At 51.6% G+C, this 15268-nt stretch carries 12 protein-coding genes and 4 pseudogenes; 10 read left to right on the top strand and 6 right to left on the bottom strand.

The genetic code is table 11. The annotated features are described in order from the left end of the window. Window positions 1–205 precede the first annotated feature (205 nt). From HLB35_RS03680 to HLB35_RS03700, 5 genes and pseudogenes are all read left to right on the top strand, one after another. Complete coding sequence (locus tag HLB35_RS03680) at window positions 206–2410, top strand: pilus assembly protein (RefSeq protein WP_171701513.1); 2205 nt, start codon at window positions 206–208, stop codon at window positions 2408–2410. 5 nt (window positions 2411–2415) lie between these two features. Further along, window positions 2416–2688: a hypothetical protein gene (locus HLB35_RS03685; RefSeq protein ID WP_171701514.1), complete on the top strand. Its 273-nt coding sequence runs from the start codon at window positions 2416–2418 to the stop codon at window positions 2686–2688. Window positions 2689–2737: 49 nt separating this feature from the next. After that, a pseudogene (locus tag HLB35_RS03690) lies at window positions 2738–3546 on the top strand (inositol monophosphatase family protein). 63 nt (window positions 3547–3609) lie between these two features. Beyond that, the gene (locus HLB35_RS03695; RefSeq protein ID WP_171701515.1) at window positions 3610–4461 is read left to right on the top strand and encodes a hypothetical protein; all 852 of its coding nucleotides are present in this window, start codon (window positions 3610–3612) and stop codon (window positions 4459–4461) included. A 17-nt stretch (window positions 4462–4478) separates the two neighbouring features. Continuing rightward, a complete protein-coding gene (locus HLB35_RS03700) occupies window positions 4479–5075 on the top strand; it encodes a hypothetical protein (RefSeq protein ID WP_328730987.1) in 597 nt (198 codons plus the stop codon). Window positions 5076–5227: 152 nt separating this feature from the next. Here HLB35_RS03700 and HLB35_RS03705 read toward each other — a convergent pair whose 3' ends face one another. Together HLB35_RS03705 and HLB35_RS03710 are read right to left on the bottom strand one after the other, a co-directional pair. Then, entirely contained in the window at window positions 5228–6403 is a 1176-nt protein-coding gene (locus HLB35_RS03705; RefSeq protein WP_235936956.1) for a DUF3422 domain-containing protein, read from the bottom strand. 148 nt (window positions 6404–6551) lie between these two features. Then, window positions 6552–7373, bottom strand: a complete 822-nt coding sequence (locus HLB35_RS03710; RefSeq protein WP_328730989.1) for an aldo/keto reductase — start codon at window positions 7371–7373, stop codon at window positions 6552–6554. Between the two features lie 31 nt (window positions 7374–7404). Here HLB35_RS03710 and HLB35_RS03715 point away from each other — a divergent pair. Further along, window positions 7405–8563: pseudogene (locus HLB35_RS03715) on the top strand (IS3 family transposase). A 36-nt stretch (window positions 8564–8599) separates the two neighbouring features. On the opposite strand, the pseudogene HLB35_RS03720 reads toward HLB35_RS03715, so the two are convergent. Continuing rightward, window positions 8600–8748: pseudogene (locus HLB35_RS03720) on the bottom strand (aldo/keto reductase); the annotation flags it as partial. A 249-nt stretch (window positions 8749–8997) separates the two neighbouring features. Then, window positions 8998–9207 (bottom strand): DUF2788 domain-containing protein, encoded by a 210-nt coding sequence (locus HLB35_RS03725; protein ID WP_171701518.1) that lies wholly within the window; start codon window positions 9205–9207, stop codon window positions 8998–9000. A 223-nt stretch (window positions 9208–9430) separates the two neighbouring features. Between HLB35_RS03725 and HLB35_RS03730 the strand changes: the two genes are divergently transcribed. After that, window positions 9431–9895, top strand: coding sequence for a flavodoxin domain-containing protein (locus tag HLB35_RS03730; RefSeq protein ID WP_171701519.1), 465 nt, complete (start codon window positions 9431–9433; stop codon window positions 9893–9895). Then, window positions 9895–10263 carry a hypothetical protein gene (locus tag HLB35_RS03735; RefSeq protein ID WP_171701520.1) on the top strand — a complete coding sequence of 123 codons (369 nt, stop codon included), beginning with the start codon at window positions 9895–9897 and terminating at the stop codon, window positions 10261–10263. Before HLB35_RS03730 ends, HLB35_RS03735 begins: the two co-directional genes overlap by 1 nt. Before the next feature lie 39 nt (window positions 10264–10302). Here the strand turns inward: HLB35_RS03735 and HLB35_RS16900 are convergent, their stop codons facing one another. Further along, window positions 10303–11787 carry a putative bifunctional diguanylate cyclase/phosphodiesterase gene (locus HLB35_RS16900; RefSeq protein WP_328730937.1) on the bottom strand — a complete coding sequence of 495 codons (1485 nt, stop codon included), beginning with the start codon at window positions 11785–11787 and terminating at the stop codon, window positions 10303–10305. Beyond that, complete coding sequence (locus HLB35_RS16905) at window positions 11703–12815, bottom strand: CBS domain-containing protein (RefSeq protein ID WP_235936957.1); 1113 nt, start codon at window positions 12813–12815, stop codon at window positions 11703–11705. The genes HLB35_RS16900 and HLB35_RS16905 overlap by 85 nt, the downstream gene beginning before the upstream one ends. Window positions 12816–13100: 285 nt before the next feature. Here HLB35_RS16905 and tig point away from each other — a divergent pair. Together tig and clpP are read left to right on the top strand one after the other, a co-directional pair. Beyond that, window positions 13101–14452 (top strand): annotated as a pseudogene (gene tig / locus HLB35_RS03745) (trigger factor). 135 nt (window positions 14453–14587) lie between these two features. Further along, window positions 14588–15205, top strand: coding sequence for an ATP-dependent Clp endopeptidase proteolytic subunit ClpP (gene clpP / locus HLB35_RS03750; protein ID WP_171701521.1), 618 nt, complete (start codon window positions 14588–14590; stop codon window positions 15203–15205). The last annotated feature ends 63 nt before the right edge of the window (window positions 15206–15268 follow it).

The raw sequence follows: 15268 nt of genomic DNA on the forward strand, positions 1-15268 counted from the left end.
ATAGTTCAAGCAATGCAGTTGAGCATTGGGTTTACCGTTATCGTGATATTGGTATATCTGGCTCAAGTGAAACTGCTACAGAAGGTGTTTTTTATAGTGATAGAGTCGGAGGTGACACCAGAATTCCTTTAGTAGACAGTCTTCGACAGAGAGGAATACCCAACTGGGGAGAGGATTTGCTTTCCCTGGCATTGAACCAAACTGAATGGAGAAGCACTGTCTCTCCTGGCTTAGGATATTTACATGTGCCTATTGGGGGCTTAATGAAGATGGCACTGTTAATGAAGACCATTGGGGAAGAATAAGTACTAAACTGGGTAAGCAGCGGCATGATTGGCCGGGTGAATTGGGTGAGGCTGATAACCCTATGACAGATCCCTCCTGGCCAATTATTTCCGCAGGCCTAACCCCTCTTGAAGGTACCATGTACACAGCAACCGATTATTTCCTGAATAGAACTGGTTATTTTAATCGTAATCAAGGAAATAATGGATTTGAGCTTCCCAATATTGATAACCCAGAAGCAAGTCAATGTCTTGTTAACGCCAACATCTGGCTGACAGACGGGTTACCATCTGTTGACCGTTCGGGTCGTCCCCTTGGTTCAAATGTGAAAGAGGCAATTGCTCAGGCCGAGTCTTCAATAAAGCGTTTGTATTGCGAATCTTATAAACCAAATCCAGAAAAATCAGTTACCAATTATCAACAGATATGTAAAGATTATGATCAGGAAAGTGTTTATAATGGCAATCGTTTAAATGATCCCGTTAAGACTTATGTCGTAGGTTTCAGTCTCCCGCCGGATGTGGTCAATATCTTCGGTGATGGTGAAAACCCTCTTAACGTACTTGCCGCAGCAGGCGGTACCGATCAGGCTTACCTTGCAAATGACGAAGACTCACTTAATGAAGTGATGCAGCAGGTTTTTGGTAACATCATTGCCGGCGCTCAGTACAATACCTCAGCGGCTTCAAATGTTAGTGAGCTAAACGCTGCAACAGATTCTTTTATTTATACGGCCAGTTTTGATAGTGGAGATTGGTCTGGCACCTTAGAAGCCTATCGCATCGGAACGGATGGCAGCCTGGCACTAGAGTGGTCGGCAGAAGATAGTCTCAGCTCTCAGGCAGAAAATCGCAATTTGCTCACTTCTACAGTGATAAGAAATGAAGATGAAAGCTTATCGACGACTGGCGTGATGCTCAATGAATCGACGACGCAATTAACAGTGCCAGAGGTGAGTTGGCTAAAGGGTCAAAATGTTGAAGGTCTTCGCAATCGTCAATTCCTGCTGGGTGATATTATTAACTCTAACCCTAGAGTCATTCCTGCAACCGATGAACGTTCAGGTGTGGTGTTGGTAGGAGCCAATGATGGTATGCTGCATGGATTTGATACCAAGACTGGTAGAGAGCTTTTTGCCTACATGCCGGCTGAGCTGAGTTTTGGAGAAAACCCAGCGATCCGTGAGTTGATGCAACCAAATTATGCCCACCGCTATTTTGTCGATGGTGAGACAACAGTTAAAGAAGTGACCATTGATGGCAAACAACGGGTTATTGCCGTTGGAACCATGGGGGCAGGTGGGCGCTCAGTCTTTGCATTGGATATTACTGACCCTGGAAACGTAGGGTCTGATGATGTTCTGTGGGAATTCCGTCATCCTGAGCTAGGCGTTGGAGTGAGCAGTGCAAAAATTACAGAGATAGACGGTGTACCGGTAGCTGTCTTTGGTAATGGTTATAATAGTACTGGGTATCAAGCTTCTCTATTTATAGTGGATTTGAAAACGGGTAATTTTTTGATCTCTGATAGCAATGGCCATGCGATGCCTATCAGCACAGGTTCTGGTAGCGCAGACGCCCCTAATGGTTTGGCGGCACCTGCGGTTTTAAGTAATAGCGGAGTGGCTTACGCAGGGGACCTTAAGGGTGATATGTGGCGTTTTGATCTAAAAAATAAAAGTGTGCGTAAACTGTATAGCGGAAGCCCTGATCGTCCTATTACCTCTGCTCCTGCGTTGACCGCCAGTAACATTCGTCCAAATACAATGATGGTGTTATTTGGTACAGGTAGTTATTTCCGTAACAGTGATATTGGTGATATCGCTACTCAGCGCTTGATTGGATTGCAGGATGGCCTTGATGATCAGTCAACCATTGTTGACAACAAACTGATTACTCAGAGTACTTTGTTGCTGGGTACAACGTCTGATGGCAGTTTTGATCTGCGTGCTACATCCAATAATCTTTTAGAAGAGAACAAGCGGGGCTGGTACTTGCCCCTGGAGGGAGGGGAGCGTGTAGTTTCTACGCCTGTCATTTCTACAGGTGGGCAGCGCGTCTTCTTTTCTACTCTGATTCCTGATGAATCCGACCCCTGTGCGGGGGACGTGATGGCTACCTTCTGAATCTATTGGTTGATACTGGTGGTAGTGGTGAGCAAACCCTGTTTGATCTTAACGGAGATGGCGAAATCGACAGTGACATCAGGTTGGGCACTGATAGTGTTGTCAGTGGTATAAAATTCGGCAGCGGTGAATCCGTAAGGCGCGTGACAGATACAGAAGCTGGGTTGGATATTCTGTTCGCTGGTGATGGGGCGAGTATTTCGACGGGCGGTGGAGATCCTGAAGGCGCAGGTGGTCGCATTTCCTGGCGTCAGCTTCTGGAAGAAGAAGTTGACTAATGAGTTCGCTATGCTGAGAACTTTTCAAGCTGTTTGAAAGGATGTGTTTATGACTCTGGAGCAACGCCTTACCACCACCATAGCCATCGCCGAGGAAGCGGGGTGGATGATTCTTAAAGCCCGCGAGGATCAGACCTTCAGCCGCAGCATGAAAGGCGGTGATGAGCTGGTTACAGATGTAGATGTGGCCGTCGATAAACTGATCGGCCAGCGACTGGAAGAAGTGTTTCCCGGTGAGATGCGTTTATCCGAAGAGCTTTCCCCGAGCAGGCTCAGGCCGTCAAGGCGCCGGCGCTGTGGGTGATTGACCCTATCGACGGCACTGTCAATTTTGCCCAGGGCCAGCACCACGTGGCGGTATCCATCGGCTGGCTGGAAAATGGCGTGGGCAAGGTTGGTGTGGTGCACGCCCCTTTTCTGGGTGAAACCTTTGCCGCCGCTGAAGGACTCGGGGCTAGTTGCAATGGTAAGCCCATTCAACCAAGCGGTGAAACCGCGCTGGAGCGAACTCTGGTAGGCACCGGTTTTCCCTACCAGAAAGACGCCCGAGTTGCTCTATTAAAGCGCTTTGGTGCGGTATTGACCCACTGCCAGGATATCCGCCGTAATGGTTCCGCCGCGCTGGACCTTTGTGATGTGGCCTGCGGCCGGCTGGATGCCTATTACGAAAGCGTCTCACCCTGGGATTTCGTCGGCGGCTGGGTAATTGCCCGGGAAGCCGGCGCGACTGTGGATCACCTGTACCCGGTGCCGGAAGGTGTACCCCATGACCTCTACGCAGAGCATCTGCTGGTCACCACGCCAGCGATACATGAAGGCCTGGCCAGGGTGTTGCAGAATGCTGACCAGCAAAGTTGATAACTTGGCGATATGGTGACTCAACGATCTTCAAACACCTAAATTGCCGCTGAGAAATTGCCTGTGTCTGTAAGATATCGCTTTAAAAAAAACCTTGTGACCGGATCAATATTGCTTTTTGTAATCGGCTTATTAATGTCGGTGCAGGTGCCATGGCACTTCTATGATGTATTTTTCAATGCGCAAAGAGTGTGGCAATGGCTGATAAGTGGTTTATTTTTATTGATTACTGGGCTGCTGTTACGACGTGAACTTTATGCTCGGTTGATTGGCTGCTGGCAAGGTGGCTGGCGGATAATAGCCTGGGGTATTGTGGGGCTAGTAATGTCTGCATTGGTTTTTGCGCCACTGCCCGGTGTGGCTATGCTTGAGTTCAGCTATCTGGCCATATTGATTGGTGTAATCTTGGTTATTTCAGCCGCTGTGCCTTTTATAGATAATGGCGGTTGGAGATTTCTGGCAGCTGTGTTTGCCATCGTGATTTTGGCTTACAGCCTGCATTCGCTAACTTATATCAGTCTTATCTGGGATTTTGGCGATCGCCATGATTTTGGCCCAGGTTTTGATAATGTGCGCTTTTTCGCGGATGTTGCGGCTGGATTAATGCCGTTGTCGCTTCTGTATATTTTAGTCAGGCCGCGTCCTTCTTGGTCGGCAGCGGCCCTTTTGGCATTGCCGTTGAGTGTCTGGTGGTGGTTGCTGTGGGTTTCAGAAAGTCGTGCTGCCTTGTTGGGGCTTATTCTGGGTATTCTGGTAGTACTTTGGCTCTTTGGTCGTGCTGCCCGTTTGCCGGTTTTGGCTTTGGTGCTTGCTGCAGCCTTCGGGCTTTTGGGGTGGTGGCTGCTTAACCCTCTGATTGCAGAAGGGGCTGAATCACCTTTTTACGTGACATTGCTTCTAGCAGTGGTCGCATAGCATTGTGGTCTGATGCCTTGCATTATGCCTGGCAGCACTTTCCCTTAGGGCTTGGGCCCATGGGGTTCGCCGCGGATGGCCAGTATCGCAGTGCCCATGTACATAATCTATTTTTGAATATTGCCGCTGAATGGGGATTACCATTAGCCCTGTGTTTGTTGGGTGTCTTTTTGCGAAGTTGTTGGATCATTCGTCAGCGTGCAAGGCGTATGCCTGAAAGCCAGAAACCATTGTATGCCTGCTTAGTGCTCGCTTTTGTAAGTGTCATGACGAATGTGCAGTTTGCGGGGGCGCAAGTCATGCCGGTAAGTGCCTTGGTACTGGTGCTGGTGATTGGCTTGGCATTGGGTTACAAGCCAATTACGGCGCCACCTCAAGTGAATACCAGCACGTCACAATCGCTTAAAGCTACCCTGTTCTGGGCAATTTTGATGTTATTGCTATGTTATCAGGTGTTTGCAGGTGCAGCACTGTATCGGTTATCAGATATTCCAGTTGCTGAATGTGTCAAAGATGGATCGCGGCTCAGTTACTATCCACGGTTTTGGGTTCAGGGCAGAATCGATTGTATGGCAGAAGCTGAGCCTGATCATTGGCTTTTCCAGCGTTTGTAAGTTGTGTTACCACACCAGAGATACATAAAGGCCTAGCCAGGGTGTTGCTCGCCTGACCAGGCGTGCCGGAAAAACCGTTGGCACGGGTTATCAAGCCTAATGCTGTTTGACCCGCCAGATATGCCAGGTGAGGCCGCCGAGTATAAAGGTACCTAGCGGCACCAGCACCATGGCTGCAGTGGTCGGGGGATGTCGTAGCCAAGCGCAGACAGGCTCTGTAGGCCAAGCTTGAAAAGGCTGAATAGATAATAGCTGATGACGATAACCGACAGCCCTTCGACCGCTTTCTGTATTTTCAGCTGGCTTTCGGCGCGTTCGCTCATATTGGAGAGAATAGCTGAGTTCTGCGCTTCAATTTCTACCTGTGTGCGGGTTCTTAGCAGGTCATTCAGGCGTGCTGCACTGGCGGCCAGGGTGTCAAGCCGCTGATTCATGGCCGCACAGTAGCGAACGGCGGGTTGAAAGCGGCGTAAAATGAACATCCCCAGGCGTGGGTAGTTTTCGACCCGCTCCTCACGAAGCTCATCCACCCGGGCAAGCACAATGCGTGAGTAGGCGTCAGTGGCGCTGAAGCGCTTGCGCGTCTGGGCGCCACAGCGTTCAAGCTGGGCGGAAAGCCCGGTCAACTCCTTGAGCAATGGCTCAGGGTTAGCCTGCTGATTGTCAGCATGCTGTGTTGACAAGCGGTTCAGTGATTCTTCGTATTCTTCCAGCTCGCAGCTGAGGTTTTTGGCGACAGGCAACGCCAGCATGGCCATGATGCGGTAGGTTTCAATATCAAACAGCCTGCGGGCCATTCGCCCCAGCCGAAAGCGGTCTAAACCGTTATTGATCAGTAACAGCCGGTTGGTGCTGTCGTTGGTCAGCTGGAAATCGCTCCAGACCGTGGCATCGCCGCTGCCTACCCGTGAACCTGACGGGTAGTTAAAGCCGTAGTGTTCGAGACTGCCAGCCCATTGGTGAGAGGCTTCAACCCGTAAAACGGTGGCGCTGACGATAGTGCTGGCATTTTCTTCAAGGAAGTTTTCCAGCAAGGCGGGCGGGGAAGGCCATAAAGGGCCGTCGATTTTAGCCGGATGTTTGACGGTCAGGGTAAAAAACTCGGTGTGCTGTTCCCACTTCAGGGTGATATCCCCGCATTGCAGGATCTGCTGGGCGGCGGATGACGCCATGGGTTGCCCGATGACATCCGCTAGCTGGCTGAGCAGCGCTGACCGGTCACTGCCTTCTTGTAGAAAAGCAAAATGATGGAGATTGGCAGGCCCATCAAAGTAAATGGAGGGCCTGGCATGTAGCTCATTGTGCAGCGACGCATGTTGGGGGTGCATAATCAAAACCTGACGTTATCGTTATGCCATCCACCTTAACCTATTGAGCTACAAACCCCAGATAAGACGCTGTGGCAAGATGCCGCGTGTCTGCTGCGCTTGTGAGAATGCTCCTTGTAGAGTTGCCCGTTTTTCAAAGCCGTGCGTTTCAGAATTGCTCGGTATCAACTTCTGTCAGTTGCTCAGCGGTGTAGCGCTCCCCCGCTATGTGTTCAGGGCTGAACAGGGCTTCGAGCTTTGATGCTGAGCTTGAGTCAAGCTTGAGGGCGTTGGCACCAAGATTTTCGCGCATATGAGCGATAGAACGGCTGCCGGGAATCGGGAGAATGTCATCGCCCTGAGACTGCAGCCAGGCCAGTGCCAGCTGGCTGGTGGGTATTTCCCACTGATAAGCAATGGCATTGAAGGCATCCAGGCGCTGGAGGTTATGCGCAAGGTTGGCGCCATTAAAGCGCGGGAGGTGGCGGCGCATATCGTCTTCAGCCAGTGCATCTTCATGCTTGACGGCACCGCTCAGGAAACTACGGCCAAGGGGGCTGAAGGCCACAAAGGCGACATCCAGTTCGCGGCAAGCCTTAAGAACGGCAATTTCAGGGTTACGCGTCCATAGCGAATATTCAGACTGCACGGCGGCAATCGGGCGTTCTGCATGGGCGCGCTGCAGAGTGCCTGCAGATACTTCTGAAAGGCCGATGGCACGAATTTTTCCTTCATCCACCAACCTGCCCAGTTCGCCAACGCTCTCTTCAATGGGAACGCTCTTATCCCAGCGATGCAGATAGTAGAGATCCAGGTGGTAGGTTTGCAGGCGGCTGAGGCTTTCTTCGCATTGGCGTCTTAAAGTGGCAGGGCGGCCATCAATCACTTTTTTACCCTCTGCCGGGTCAATGGCCATACCGCACTTGCTGGCGAGTACAAGCGCATGACGTTTGTCTGAAGTGGTTATAGTTTCCCGGACACACAGACGCAGATAAAATTATCTGCCCATCAAGGTGTGTGTCATGAGTCAGAAGAAAAGTAATTCTTATACAGCTGAATTTAGAGAATCTGCCGTCAAACTAGCGGTGGAGTCCGGTCAACCGGTCGCCCAGTCCGCACGCGAGTTAGGTGTTAACGTCAACACGCTGCATACCTGGATGAGTAAGCTCCATGATAAGCAGACGAGTGAGGCAAGTGGTGTGGTTGATGACAAACACCTGTATGAAGAATTGAAGCAACTCCGGCGTGAAAATGCTCGGCTGAAGGAAGAGCGAGCTCTGTTAAAGGCGGCCGCCTTCTTCGCCAAAGAATCAACCTGAGATATGCGTTCATCGAGGAACATCGGGGTAGGTTTAGCACCGCCCTTATGTGCCGAGTGTTTGAGGTATCTCGCAGTGGCTATTACGAGTGGCGAACCAGACCGCCTAGTCAGCGAGCCCAGGATGATCAGGCGTTGAAGGCCAGTATTCGTGAACATCATGAAAAGAGCCGTTCCACCTATGGCACACGGCGTATTCAAAAAAACTAGCCGAAGACGGTAAGATCGTAAGCCGCCGTCGAATCGGCCGATTGATGGATGAAGAGGGTCTTGAATGCAAGATGCGGCGCAAGTTCAAAGCGACGACTAACTCGAAGCATAACAAGCCGGTCGCCCCGAACCTGTTGGACCGTAATTTTACGGCATCAGAGCTTAATCAGGCTTATGTTGGCGACATCACTTATGTCGCAACACGGGAGGGCTGGCTGTACCTTGCTGTCTTCATTGACCTTTGCTCACGTGCAGTTGTCGGGTGGTCCATGGATAGCCGGATGCCGGCAGCATTAGTGAACGACGCGCTGACCATGGCGATCTTTAAACGTCGGCCAGAAGCTGGTCTGCTAGTTCATAGTGACCGTGGCAGCCAATATGCTTCGGATAGCTTCCAGGGCTTGCTCAAACAGCATGAATTCAAGTGCAGCATGAGCCGCAAGGGTAGCTGTTGGGACAACGCCCCGTCAGAAAGCTTCTTTCATACGCTGAAGACCGAGCTGGTGTATCACGAGGACTTCAAAACGCGAGAGGAAGCAAGACAGGCGATTTTCGAGTATATCGAGGTGTTTTATAACCGGGTGCGGTTGCACTCTAGCAACGACTATATGAGTCCAGCGGACTATGAATCGAGGCTACGAGCAGCCGCTTAAAAAAGCGTCCGGAAAACTGTTGCCAGATCAGTCCGCCAGGGCACGGCCAACCAGTTGCTCGTTGGCGGTGGCACCGTAGAGTGTTGCGGTATCGAAAGGCGATACCCCATGTCAAAAGCTGCGTCCAGCGCGCGAATGCCGTCTGCTTCAGGCACCGTTTTGCCGTAGCCATGGGAAAGGTTCATGCAACCGAGTCCGATTTGTGGCGCATTGACGGTTTTCAGCAGTGAAGCCAGTAGAGACATCAGTATTCCTTTTGGGGGTATCCGACACACGGCACACAGCATAGCAGTTGGGCATCCGCGATGGCTATTTCTATGAAGCCGATTGTTGACTAAGATCCGAAAACGTGACGTCAATTGTTAATATATGAAACAAAATAGACGTTTAGTGGGTAATGCTACTGACTCTTGGGTTCTTCTCTGGGTTTGTGGTCAGGCACCTCCGTTGCTTTCAATCAGCCAGGTAATGACCACCTTGATAACATAGCCGAGCATGCCAGCCCCAAGCACAATAAACAGCATCAGGGTGCCAAACCTGCCAGCGTTGGATTGCTTGGCAAGATCCCAGATAATAAAGCACATGAAGATGATCAAGCCGCCAATCATGATCGGGGTAATCCAGGCTTCAAAGGTTTGCTGCATAGTAATTCCTAGGTTTAGAGACGTAAAAATAGGGAGAAACGTGCGTCATTTCTTGGTGGTATGGTAATATTTGACCAAATTCATCGGGTATTTGTCGACTGACATCTTGTAGCAGGTACCTGATAACGTCTAACCGCCAGATCAAAATAGAGGTTCTTTCAAAGTGCTCTCTCAAGGCACTGGCTGTGCGTTTATATGACATGCATTTATATGAGGAGTGATGATGCCAAACGTCAATATTTTGGTGGGTACCATGTACGGGGGTGCATTGGATGTTGCTGAACAGGTCAAACCCTTGTTTGAAGAGGCAGGCTACACCGTCAGTATATCTGAGCAGCCTACGTTGAATGATCTGACAGAATCCCCTGATAGCCTGTCGCTCTTTTGTGTATCGACAACAGGAAGCGGTGATTTTCCGGGCAATTTCGTTAACTTTACCCGAGAAATTAAAGAGCATCCGGCCTTGACTCAGGTGCGCTATGGGCTGATTGCTTTGGGCGATAGCTCTTACGGTGAGACCTACTGCGGCGCTGGTCGGGCGCTGGATGAGCTTCTCCAGGATCATGGTGCCCAGCGCCTGGGCGAGCGCTTGGAAATCGACGCCATGGAAACCTTCATGGCTGATGATGCGGCCATTCCCTGGGTGGAAAGCTGGATTGAGGCAGAAAACCTGAAGGTAGCCTCATAATGGCGCCTGCTACACCTGAGCGGATCAGCGTCGGGGTAGGGCTTTGTGTGGTCATGTTGGCGACACTGCCACGTTTTATTGCCAATGAACTGGAAACTCGTCAGACCCTGATAGGGTTGGCAATTGTTGCGGTGGCTGTGGTAATGGCAATCAACTACAGGATGTTGAACTCTGCTGCACGCAAGCGCTTGCCGTCGCTTCTCAAGTCCATGCTGTTGGCCATGGTGGTTGGACTTGCCATCATGGCCCTTTGGCATAGCCTTACCAGCGACTGGTTCAGTTGGCAGGAGCTGATTTCCAATGGCACTACTCTGGGGCTCTTGTTGCATGCCCTAAACCTATGGCGTAAGCCGTTAAGCCGCGAGTAAAGCAATGCGCTATGGCTGACTGCCAAACAGGTTTTTAGCCTACTCGACGTTCAAGCCCAGCCAGTGATTGCTGAACGCTTGAGCGTTGAGTGGCTGGCTGATGTAAAAGCCTTGCAGGGTATCAATCGCATAATTACCCAGCACCTGCCACTGAGCGTTGGTCTCTACCCCTTCAGCTACGACGGTCAATCCCAGCTCATGGGCCATGCTGCCAATAGCGGCGACGATGGGACGGCTGCTGCGTTTCTCGTCATTAAGCCCCTCAATAAAGCTGCGGTCAATCTTCAGACTATCCGCTGGAATGTGCTGTAAGTAGCTTAGCGACGAATAGCCGGTGCCAAAATCATCCAGGGCAATATGACAGCCAAAATTGCTTAGTCGGGTAAGAATTTCAATGCCCTTTGCCTGCCGGTTAAGCAGAATGCTTTCTGTTAGCTCAAAGGTAATCAGGTTGGGCGCAATGCCGGAAGCTGTGATCTTGTTGGTCACATCATCGACAAAATTGCTCTGCCAGAATTGAGTGGCAGAAAGGTTGATAGCCACAGGAACGATGCGACAGCCTGCTGATTGCCAAGCATTGATGTCACTGAGTACCAGTTTGATTACCTGCTCTCCCAAGGCCAGAATCAAACCTGAGCGTTCTGCCAGGGGAATAAAATCCCCCGGTGCAATGATCCCCTGAGTGGGGTGCCGCCAGCGCACCAGCGCCTCGGTGCTGATTAATTGCCCGGTGTCGCGATCAATCAGCGGTTGGTAGGCCATAAAAAGCCCTTCGCCGGTTTCCAGCGTGTTGCGTAATTCAGATTCAAGCGCCAGATGGTGCTGGGCAGCTAAATCCATCTCGCTGCGATATAGCCGGTAAGTATTGCGGCCTTCACGTTTGGCTCGGTACATGGCGGCGTCAGCATTCTGGATAAGGGTTTCAGCTGTATTGCCATCATCCGGGTAGAGGCTGATGCCCAGGCTGCAGCCAATGCGAAAGCTTTGCTGGTTGATGTAATACGCTTCGCTGACCGCATTAATCAGGCGCTGGGCAATTTGGGTAGCCTGGGAAAATCCGCCAATATCCGTTAGCAGGGCAATAAACTCATCGCCGCCCAGGCGAGCCAAGGTGTCATCTTCGCGCAGGTTATCCTGCATTCGCTGTGATACCTGAATAAGTAACTCATCGCCAACGGCATGGCCGAGAGTGTCGTTGACCTGCTTGAAATGATCGAGGTCGATGAAAACAATGGCCAACGGCTGTGAAGAACGGTGGGCGTGGCGGATGGCCAGGTTAATACGATCCTCCAACAAGCGCCGATTGGGCAGGCGCGTCAGCACATCGTAATAGGCCAGGTGACGGATCTGTTGCTCGTTTTCGCGGATATGGGTGATATCGGTAAAAAGCCCGGCATAGTGCTGTGTTTGGCCATCGTCATTGGTAATGGCGGTAATGGTCAGCAGTTCCAGGTAAAGCTCACCGCTTTTTTGCGGTTCCAGACTTCGCCGCGCCAGTAGCCATGTTCTTTCAGCGTTTCCCACATCTGCTGATAAAAGAAATCGTCCTGACGGCCAGAGGATAGGATGCGCGGTGTCTTGCCAATCACATCTTCAAGCGAATAGCCGGTCATCTGGGTAAAGGCCGGATTGATAAACTCGATGCGTGTCTGGGGGTCGGTAATGATGATGCCTTCCAGCGAAGAGTCGATAACCCGCTGGGCCAGTTGCAGGTGTTGGCGAGACGTGGCCAGTGCATTGTCGCGTTGCTCAAGGGCGTCGCGCAGGTCTTGGAGGTAAAGCTGTTCGGCCCCCACTAGAAGGTCGCGGAATCCAAGCAGCCCACTGACATGCCCTTGATGGTCGAGCACCGCCAGGTGACGAATGCGATGATTGATTAACATATCGCGGGCTTTAAGTAGGGCAGCGCCTTCTTCAATGGTCAGCAGAGGTCGGCTGGCAAGCAGAGATATGGGCGTTTTGCCGGGATGGCGGGCAACAAAACGCACCAGATCGCGCTCTGTCAGTATGCCCAGTTCGTGGGTATCAGAGCCACTGAGAGTCACCACGGCTGCTTCATGCTTTTTGCTTTGCATCTGCCTGGCGGCATCGGCCAGCAGCAGGCTGCCTGGTAACACCAGAGGCAGTTTGCGCATGGCCGCATGCACCTCACGCAGGCGCAGATAGGGTTCCAGACCCTGGTTCAGGGCAATATCAGTCTGTGAGATGATGCCTAGTGGCTGATTGTCACTATCGACAACCAGCAGGTGACGGCGCCCTGAGGAGTGAAACCTTAAGGTTGCTTCGCCCATGGGCAGTGACGCATCTATGCTGGCAACCGGATAGCTCATGCGCGAGCTGATAGGCTCTTTGACGCTACGGCCGTCGCTGAAATCAATACTCAGGGCATCATGCTCGGTCCAGATACCGACAGGCTGGCCATCCTTGACTACCAGAATTGAGCTGCAGTGACGCTGAGCCATTTGTTGCGCAGCGTCACACAGCGGGGTTTCCGGCGAGCACTGTAAAATGCCGGTTTGCATGATGCGCGAAATCGGAAGGTCTTGATTCATGGTTAGTAACGTCAGCCAGGGCAAAGAGTATTAAATAATATGAAGTAGAGATTAACACTTGATGGGCCTCAGGCGTAGACAAGCGGGCTTATAACCAGAGCACCATCAAAAAATAAGAAAATTGCGATAAAACCATGGCTTGGCGTGAAAAAGGACTTGTTTTTCTGCGTCTAGCCCTCATCTATGGCGTAAGGTGCTTGCCACCATGCGCCAGGGTTCTTAAAATTGCCCCCTTGAATAACATTAATGCAACTCACAAAACGCACAGCCGCTAGAGGACAATTCATGCAAGTTTCCGTCGAGACGCCCTCCCAGATTGAACGCCGCATCACTATTCAGGTGCCGGCAGCCGACATCGATGAGGCCGTCAACGCTCGCTTGAAAGAAACCGCGAAAAACGTTCGCTTGAATGGTTTCCGCAAGGGCCACGTGCCCATGGCTGTGGTTCACCAGCGTTACGGTCATGATGTTCGCAACGAAGTTGTGGGCGAAGTGATGCGCGAGCGCTATGTACGTGCGATCACCGAGCAGGAGCTTAACCCTGCTGGCTATCCGCAGATTGAAGCGACAGTCAACGAAGCCGGTAAAGACCTTGAATTTATCGCGACCATGGAAATTTATCCTGTGGTCGAGCTTACTTCTATCGAAGGCACTGAGGTTGAGCGCCCGGTAGTTGAGGTGACTGAAGCAGACGTTGACGAAATGATCGAGACCCTGCGGAAGCAGAACGCCGACTGGGTAGAAGTCGATCGCGTCGCTGCTGACGGTGACCAGCTGAAGATCGATTTTCAGGGTTTCATCGGTGATGAGCCGTTTGAAGGCGGCAGTGCTGAAGGCCATGATTTGGTGCTGGGCTCCAACAGCTTCATCCCAGGTTTTGAAGAGCAGTTGATCGGTGCCAAGGCGGGAGAGGAAAAGACCTTGAGCGTCACTTTCCCAGACGATTACCAGGCCGAGAACCTGGCCGGCAAAGAGGCAACCTTTAAGGTGAAGGTTCATTCTGTCAGCGCTCAGGAATTGCCGGAAGTCGATGAAGCCTTCATTGAGCGTTTTGGTGTGGAAGGCGGCGATGAAGCCCAGTTCCGCGCTGAAATCAAGAAGAACATGACACGTGAAGCATCGCAGGCGGTTGATAACCGCGTGAAGCAACAGGTGTTGGACGCGCTGCAGAAAGCCAATGAAATCCCAGTGCCTGCCGCTCTGGTGCAGCAGGAAACTGACGGCATGAAGCGTCAGGCGGCTCAGCAGTTTGGTCTGGGTGAAGACTTCGATGTCAGCCAGTTGCCTAACGAGCTGTTTGCCGAGCAGGCCAAGGGCCGTGTTCAGGTTGGCTTGCTGCTTGCTGTGATCAAGGCTAACGAGCTTGACGCCAGCGATGACGAGATCAGAGCCAAGGTGGCAGAGCTGGCCGAGCAGTACCAGGAGCCGGAGCAGGTCGTTGACTACTACATGTCTAACGATCAGCTCAAAACTCAGGTTAAGTCAGCGATCCTTGAAGAGAAAGCGGTTAGCCAGCTGCTGGAACAGGCGAACGTCAAAGACGTTGAAATGTCTTACCAGGAAGTACTGGCAGCCGCGCGCAGCAGCAATCTGATGGCGATGCTGACGAAGAGCAAGACGAAAACGCAAGCGCCTGATAAGCTGACAAGCACAACCGATGCGGTGTAATGTTGTTTTACTTAGCCGCATACGTTTATCTTGAATGTGACATTGAAGCGCAGATGCGCCGCTAGCGGCGCATCTTTCCCTGACCGGACGCAAGGATCACCCGAATGAGTGAATTTGATATTCAGAACGCCGGTGGCTTAGTGCCCATGGTGGTTGAACAAAGCGCCAAAGGGGAACGTGCCTACGATATCTACTCGCGCTTGCTGAAAGAACGGGTAATTTTTCTGATCGGCCCCGTTGAAGATTATATGGCCAACCTGGTGGTGGCACAGTTGCTCTTTCTTGAGTCGGAAAACCCGGACAAGGATATTCACCTGTACATCAACTCTCCCGGTGGCTCGGTGACTGCTGGTATGTCAATTTACGATACCATGCAGTTTGTACGTCCGGATGTCTCTACGGTATGCATTGGCCAGGCAGCCAGCATGGGCGCACTACTGCTGGCCGGTGGGGCGGCAGAAAAACGCTTTTGTCTGCCTAACTCACGCATGATGATTCACCAGCCGCTGGGTGGTTATCAGGGCCAAGCATCTGATATTGAAATCCATACGCGCGAAATTCTGGGCATCCGTGACCGCCTGAACCAGATTCTTGCCGATCATACCGGGCAGGACATTGAAACAGTGGCACGCGATACCGACCGCGACAACTTCATGACTGCAAGCCAAGCTCAGGAATATGGCTTGATTGATGCGGTGCTGGATAAGCGGCCTACATCCTGATAGCGTAAGCCATTAGCGCTTGTATAATAATGGTAGCGTTTTCAGACAAGCTTTCCGGCGGCA

Origin of the sequence: Vreelandella azerica, from assembly GCF_013112225.1 — a bacterium.
GTDB lineage: Bacteria > Pseudomonadota > Gammaproteobacteria > Pseudomonadales > Halomonadaceae > Vreelandella > Vreelandella azerica.